The sequence below is a fragment of the Rhizobium sp. P1_E1 genome, from assembly GCF_056406015.1.
In genome coordinates, this window is record NZ_JBFUAY010000224.1 from 1 (window position 1) to 6,693 (window position 6,693).

5 protein-coding genes and 2 pseudogenes are annotated in these 6,693 nt (G+C 58.5%); 2 read left to right on the plus strand and 5 right to left on the minus strand.

Features of this window, described 5'->3' with window-relative positions:
- A pseudogene (locus AC1D1Z_RS32120) lies at positions 1-159 on the minus strand (GGDEF domain-containing protein); the annotation flags it as partial.
- A 204-nt stretch (positions 160-363) separates the two neighbouring features.
- Between AC1D1Z_RS32120 and AC1D1Z_RS32125 the strand changes: the two are divergent.
- Together AC1D1Z_RS32125 and AC1D1Z_RS32130 are read left to right on the plus strand one after the other, a co-directional pair.
- Complete coding sequence (locus AC1D1Z_RS32125; protein WP_115156840.1) at positions 364-798, plus strand: hypothetical protein; 435 nt, start codon at positions 364-366, stop codon at positions 796-798.
- Between the two features lie 612 nt (positions 799-1,410).
- A pseudogene (locus AC1D1Z_RS32130) lies at positions 1,411-1,650 on the plus strand (amino acid ABC transporter ATP-binding protein); the annotation flags it as partial.
- Positions 1,651-1,860: 210 nt separating this feature from the next.
- Here the strand turns inward: AC1D1Z_RS32130 and AC1D1Z_RS32135 are convergent.
- The 4 genes from AC1D1Z_RS32135 to AC1D1Z_RS32150 all read right to left on the minus strand — a co-directional run.
- A complete protein-coding gene (locus tag AC1D1Z_RS32135) occupies positions 1,861-2,082 on the minus strand; it encodes a hypothetical protein (protein ID WP_115156842.1) in 222 nt (73 codons plus the stop codon).
- Positions 2,083-2,454: 372 nt separating this feature from the next.
- Positions 2,455-4,752 (minus strand): PBP1A family penicillin-binding protein, encoded by a 2,298-nt coding sequence (locus AC1D1Z_RS32140; RefSeq protein ID WP_477852882.1) that lies wholly within the window; start codon positions 4,750-4,752, stop codon positions 2,455-2,457.
- Positions 4,753-5,169: 417 nt separating this feature from the next.
- Positions 5,170-5,649 carry an LBP/BPI/CETP family protein gene (locus AC1D1Z_RS32145; RefSeq protein ID WP_028732637.1) on the minus strand — a complete coding sequence of 160 codons (480 nt, stop codon included), beginning with the start codon at positions 5,647-5,649 and terminating at the stop codon, positions 5,170-5,172.
- An 815-nt stretch (positions 5,650-6,464) separates the two neighbouring features.
- Positions 6,465-6,693 (minus strand): response regulator (locus tag AC1D1Z_RS32150; RefSeq protein WP_477852884.1); only part of this gene is annotated, 229 nt, incomplete at its 5' end.

Consider the following 6,693-nt stretch of genomic DNA (forward strand, 5'->3'; position numbering starts at 1 on the left):
CATGAGATCCGGCCAGAGTGGAGTTTCATCCGGCTCGATGAAATAAACCGAACGAAAGGCGCTGTTGGCGTATCGCAGCCGGTCATGACCATCGTAGACGGCAATCAGCGTTTCGGTGCGTGAGGAAAGGTGCAGAAGCTGTTCGAATATCTCGTCCATACCGAACCCTGTCTGGTTGCCTTGGTATGAGATGGCGCAGAAACCCTATGAGAAAAGAGCCAGTCAGCAAGCAAAGGCGCCTCTAGTGATTACGGAAGCGTCAACGAGATGCCGTTTTCAATCGTGATTGGACATCGGCTGAGACCTGAGCGACGCTATTTTTGGGAGGCGGACCATCTATTTTTCCGGAGATAGGAGGCCGAGATGGAACAGTACGCACTCGATCAGTTGAAAACCATTGCAAAGGTCAGCACGACCTGCAAGCGCCTCGAAATGACGCGGCGCGAACGGCTTGAACGGTGGGCCGAAAGTCTCGAAGGCAGCCCGAGACCGTTTCTTAAGACGCTTCACGAAACCGAATATCAGCCGATGGCCGATCGGCTTGCTCTCAGGGATGACGGCACGCCGATCTCCGTTGCATTCGCTGATCCCATTCTGCGCGCGGCGGGAATGGAAAATGACAGCTATGGAGAAGCCAAACGGTTCTTCGACCTCGGCGATGAACAATTGCATGATCTTGTCTGCTTCTGCCATTTCGGTGAACGCGTCAGCGCGGCAGTCGTCGCTCGCCGTTTGCGGAAGATGTCAGGCTCCAAACCAAGTGGGTTTTTCGCTCAGCTTCGTGCGTTGTTTGCCTGATTGAGGCGAAAGGTCACCATCTGACGTGCTGGTCGGGGATGCATCGATCCCCGTCGCGGGTGGCACGCGCGACGCCCCAGGCCAGATCGGTCGGGTCGTTGCTCCTGCGGCGTCGACTGCCGCGGACATTTTGAGGGGCAGATTTCTGAAGCAGTTGGTTCCTGCTGGTCAACTGGCGGGTCAGGTCTTTTGCGCTGGCCGACCACCACGCCCCCGAGGGATTTGGGTCAAGGCGTTCACCAGCAGCACCCACTATGTCAGCGTGCTGGGGAAAGATGCCTCGCCGCGCGACTATCCAGTCAGGTAGACGCTTGAAGAGGCCGTATCGCTACTTACCGCCAGCTAACCACGCGCTTGCCATTGTAGGTGATTTAACGGAAAATCCTCGGCGTGGCCCTTGAGGCCTGGGCAGCCTGCCATGATCGGAGAACGCCGTGCCTCTGAAAAACATTTTGGCCGCAGCAGCAATCGTCTTCATGACACTCTCAGGATGCGCAACTAGTGGATCGTACAACACAACCTACGCACAGCCGCAGGGGATAGGCCCGGTTCGCGGGGAAATGGGCGGTTACTAGCCCATCCAAGGTGTTTCGACCGCTTGAGAAACACAGCCTGGCTGTTTACGACGAACCAACCTCGGTGCTCGATCCGATGACATGGTCGCTGTCCGCGGAAGAACGCATGACGGTGATGGTGGTGACCCACGAAATGGGCTTTGCCCGCGAGGGCGCGCAACGCGTGGTGTTCATGGATGCCGGCGCCATCGTCGAGAGCGGCGCGCCGGATGAATTCTTCGCCCACCCGAAAACCGACCGGTCGGGTCGTTGCTCCTGCGGCATCGACTATCGCTGACAGGCTGCTTCCTTGGGTCGAAGCCAACTGCGAGATCAATTGCCGGATCCTCAAGACGTGACCGGAGAAGGCCTCGTCTTTAGTCTCGAAGTGCTCCAGGCCTTTTTCGCCTTCACGCCTATAACCACCATCCTAGACATGGAATTCTCCACTAAAGATAATGGGATAGTCGAGAGGCGTAGGTTCCGTGCGACAGTAGGGCTTTAAGCCTCAATATTGTCGAGCATCGAATTCTTCAATCGTTTCGGGGTCCTGCTTATATTCCCATTGCACACCGTTCAGCCGGCGCCAGATTTGTCCCGATGGGTTTCGGGCGGCGCCGTCGACGAGTGGCACCGGAAAGAGTGTCTCGTGCTTGTGCCAGAGTGTGACGTCAGTGACGTTGGCCTGCTTGGGCTTCAGGAACAGGTTGAAAAGGAGTGCGAAGTCCATTGGCCGATTTTTCTCCAATGGACTCAACTATAGGGACATTTTGGGTACTTTCAAGTACTATAATTTTGCGAACCCGACGGGCGAAAAACATCGGCACCATCACCAAGTACGCCAGCAATGCGAGATTCGGGTGCGTTCCAGTTTCTGTAGGGCTTCCTCGGCATCCGGAAAAATGAAGAACGAGGACCACCGATAGGTGAGCGGCATGGGGAAGCGTTCATACAGGGGTATCCGGTCACGAATCCGAAGGCGCTCGCGGCAATCCGTGCTGGTGCCGACCAACTACGCTCGTGGCCACGAGCGGGGATTTGACTTTCATCCGCTGAACGGCGCCTCGTCGCCCGCAGCCGCGCCTTCCTCGACCGCGCCACGTCACTTTTCGCAGAGCCGTCGGCCGCCGGAATATGGCTGATAGGTACAATCGGACGGCCGGAAGGAGCGGTAACTGCGCGAGCAGGCGGTGATATTGCAGGACTGTGTTGCGCCTTGACCATCGCTTGCCGCTCCTGTCGATAGCACTCCATTCGGCGTAGGTTCGGCCGTCGCTTGGCGCATGAAGTCCCGCCAAATATGCGCTGGCAGGGCGCCGCCCGTGACCCCCTTCATCGGCGTGTCGTCATCATTGCCAACCCAGACTCCGACGACCAGCGATTCCGTGAAGCCGACGAACCAGGCATCGCGATTGTTTTGGCTGGTGCCGGTCTTGCCGGCTGCAAACGAGCCGGGGTCTGCTCCACGCCCAGTGCCGCGTTCGACAACCAACTGCAGGAGCCCGAGGAGATCGGACTGGTAAGGCGAAAGATCGACATTCGGCTTTGACTGCGAGCCAACTCGAAACACGTTGGGCTGCCCTGCCGCTTGAAACTCGATGATGCCCCAGGGTTTAACAGGTGCCCTGCCGAGTTGGACAGACGCATAGGCGCTGGTGAGGTTAAGCAGATTTACTTCGGACGTCCCGAGCGCCAACGACGGCGTGCTGGCGAGGGGCGTATCGATGCCGAGCTCACGCGCTGCGGCAATCACATTGTCCAAACCAACCTCTTCGGCAAGCGCCACTGAAGCGGCATTGAGTGATCGCGCGAACGCCTCGGCAAGCGTAACCCAACCGCGATAGTTGCCACCGGAGTTTTCTGGCGACCAACCGTCTATGTCAATTGGCGCGTCCAGAACCTGGTCGGACAAAGTCAGTCCAGCTTTCAATGCTGCGTAATAGACGAATAGCTTGAAGGTGGAACCCGGCTGGCGCATCGCAGTGACAGCGCGATTGAACTGGCTCGCCTTGTAGTCGCGCCCGCCAACCATGGCGACGACCGCGCCGTCCGGGGTCATCGCAACCAACGCGGCCTGCGATGCTCCGACAGTTGCTCCTTCACCGTCCAGGGCTCTTTTCACGACCCTTTCGGCGATTTGCTGCAATTGCGGCACCAGCGTGGTTCGCACCGTCGTCGAACCCGGCGAGGAGCCGGCGACTTCGCTCGCTTGCGGCGAAATCCAGTCGGCAAACCAGCTTCCCGAGCGCGGCGTCGGCGTCGTTGGATGCAGCTTGGCAAAGCTCGCCTTGGCCTCCGCTGCCTCTGGCATGGTAATCTTATCATTCGTCGCCATCGCGTCGAGAACGACCATGGTACGCTGCCGGGCGCCTTCGAAATTATCGATGGGATTCCATTGACTTGGCGCCCGCAGCAATCCCGCCAGCATCGCCGACTCCGGCAGGTTAATGGCGTCGATATCCTTGTTGAAATAAATCCGCGCGGCGGCAGGCATGCCGGTAGCGCCCGCGCCAAGATAGACGCTGTTGAGATAGCGCGTCAGGATTTCCCGCTTGCCGAGCTTCCACTCCAGCCAGACTGCGATCACAACCTCCTGTATCTTTCGCTTTATTGTTCGATCGCTGTCGAGGTATTGCAGCTTGATGAGTTGCTGGGTGATCGTGCTGCCCCCCTCCACCACCGAGCCAGCCTCCAAATTCCGGAGAAACGCCCTCCCGATCCCTCTTGGATCGACGCCGAAATGATCCATGAACCGGCGGTCCTCAATTGAAAGGACGGCATCGATCAGCCGCGGTGGGAACTGGTGGTATTGCGCATATGGCCCTTGATAAGGTCCCTGCCTTACGAGCGGCGCACCGTCGGCGGTTTCCAGCACAACGATAGGCTTTAACGTCCCGTCACGGATCTCGCTCCAGGGCACGTCCTTTAGTGCCCACACCAGCACGCTGCATACGAGGAGRCAGACAAGCAAGGCCGACCCCATAGCGAATTTCCACCAGTTCGCCGGAAGCCATCGGCGTCGGCGACTTTCGCGCGGTTTGGAATCCCGATCGCGAATGCCGCGCCCGGCTCTGGCCAGAGCAGTCGTCATCCATTTGGCGGGAGCTGATATGGTTACCAGCCGCATCGACCTCCTTAGCTTCGCTCTCAAAAACGAAGCCATCGTCTTGGTCTTCGCCAACGCAGAACTTGCCTTCAAATCGTGGCGCAGCGCACGTAATAGATTGCTCGCAGCCTGTCGTGTTTGCACGAAGGTTCCGTGGGGGAGTTGCGGGTTGTCGCCTTGGGTGATTCCTGGCGAATCCGAGGCGGCCGCTTGCGTCGCTGAATCTGCTGGCTGATTGCGACCCGTGCTCGAGTTGCCAACGCTTTCGCCTGAGGATTCGGGAGGATTAGGCATCGGTTACCGCTAAAAGGCCAACGTGGCATGAACTTTATAGCCGGGCGATGCCGAGTGTTCTACCGTAAACGGTCCCATAGGCTTCTGTATGAAACGAAGCCGGCTCTCATTCGCGCGGTCATCGACGAAGTTCGAGACTGCCGTTGCCGCTATAGTCATACGAATACCAGTACCGCGATCATCGCCACGGCCGACGTAACGCGTGCTCCGGTGAAGACTGTGGTCATTGAGAAGTCCGGCCTGTCCGAATGTGTTTGATTTACTCGGCAGCGCCAAGGACGGCCATCAACCCCGCCCCGATCCAACATACGAGCGCTAAACGAACCTGCCTCTTGCGCTCCAGTTCCCGTTCTGTCGCCGTCTGTGCGAGATCGAACACTTGTGAGACAACTGGKACGATTTTCGCCGATCCGCTGATCACTTCTCGCAAAGTTTGGCCAAGTTCTTCTCCAAACTTCGCCGCAGGGCGCCAGAGATTTCAGTCTCCAGTCCTTTGACGATGTCGCCGAACCGGCCACCGGTCTTCACGATCTCGATGGAGGTGTCAGTCATCTTGCAGGTCGCCAGGTCGACCTTCAGACGAACCGCGGCAGTCGCTGAAAACCCTCCTTCGACCAGCGCTTCGGCTGAGGTCTTGCAAGCAAGAGTGCCCCGGGCGCTCGCCTCCGCGGTGTCGCCATTCACCGACAATTCCAGGTTCTCGATCTTCACGGCATCGAGCTTGTCGATGCCGACCTCCACACTGATGCCGAATTTCGACACCTTGGCCTTCAAAGACCTGCATGGCTGCGCGTCTCCGATGGCCCTCTCCAAGGCATTCGGTGCCTGGGCGTTGGCGAAGGAGCATGGCTGGAGGAGAAAGGCTCCTGCCGCCAGCAGGCCCAAACAGTTCCACATCGCTTTCTCCGATCTCACCGCGTTTTCCATGGATGCATCGTAACCGTATCCCGCTCCCGCGTTGTTCTCGTCGCCGTGAACTGTGATCGACAATGCGTGGATGAGCAACGGGAGTTTCAGCGCTACCTCCCATGGCGCCATCTGATTGCTGCTTCGGTCCGATTGCTGGCGCCAAGTGGCAACTTGTGCTTGGCAAAAGGCCGAACGGCCAGGTCATCCGGAAGACTGGCGTTATGACGATCGTGCTCATCGGTGACATCGTCGTTCCCGGCGACGGCATCGCTATCCGGTTTCCCGTTCAACTGTTGGTCCTGCTCGAAGTCGTCTAGGGTCGGGCATCCCGAAAGTAATGCGCATCGATGTTCTAAAGGTGAGCGCCAGTTACTAGAGATGATATGCTGGCCTTGTCACGCGGGCGGTAAACTTGCACGCGGAAGGCCGCACAAGACAACAGGTCATCGATGCTGATGATCGAAAACTATCGGACCGGTTTGCCCTGGAATATCAGGCGTCGACGCAAGCCCCTGGTGATGGGATTACGTCGCGTCCGATTTTCAGGAGGGTGGCTCTAGATTCGATGCGCCCCGACCCCTAGCGTGCCCGCGCCCGCCTAGTGGGTACCGTCCCTCACCTGAGTTCCCTTCAACTGCTGCAGCGGATCGAAGCCCAGAGGTCGTGGTATCGTCGAAGCCGTCAATTGCGAGATTCCGTTGAGGGCGGCATTGAGGCTTTGACGACGGTGGCGGACCGGCCGCGAGCCCCTTATACATCACGGCACGACGCATGTGAGGCTGTCCAGGACCCGGTGTGCGACCTCATGAACCGCTTTCCCCACCGCTATTGAGAGCCAGCGCGGAACTGATGCAATCAAGCAAAACCTGTTCGCCAAACGGTTTTGTCAGGCAGCCGACGATGCCCGCGCCCAACGCAGACGCGCGTACGTTCTTTTCCGGAAAGGCGGTGATCAGAACAGTCGGAATGCTCTTGCCCAGCGCGACGAGCCGGCGATGCAGATCGAGCCCGCTCATTCCGGGCATATTGATG

What these genes read in the sequence shown, in the direction of transcription:
- AC1D1Z_RS32125 (WP_115156840.1), top strand. Translation starts at nt 364, where the DNA reads ATGGAACAGTACGCACTCGATCAGTTGAAAACCATTGCAAAGGTCAGC.
- AC1D1Z_RS32135 (WP_115156842.1), bottom strand. Translation starts at nt 2,082, where the DNA reads ATGGACTTCGCACTCCTTTTCAACCTGTTCCTGAAGCCCAAGCAGGCC.
- AC1D1Z_RS32145 (WP_028732637.1), bottom strand. Translation starts at nt 5,649, where the DNA reads ATGTGGAACTGTTTGGGCCTGCTGGCGGCAGGAGCCTTTCTCCTCCAG.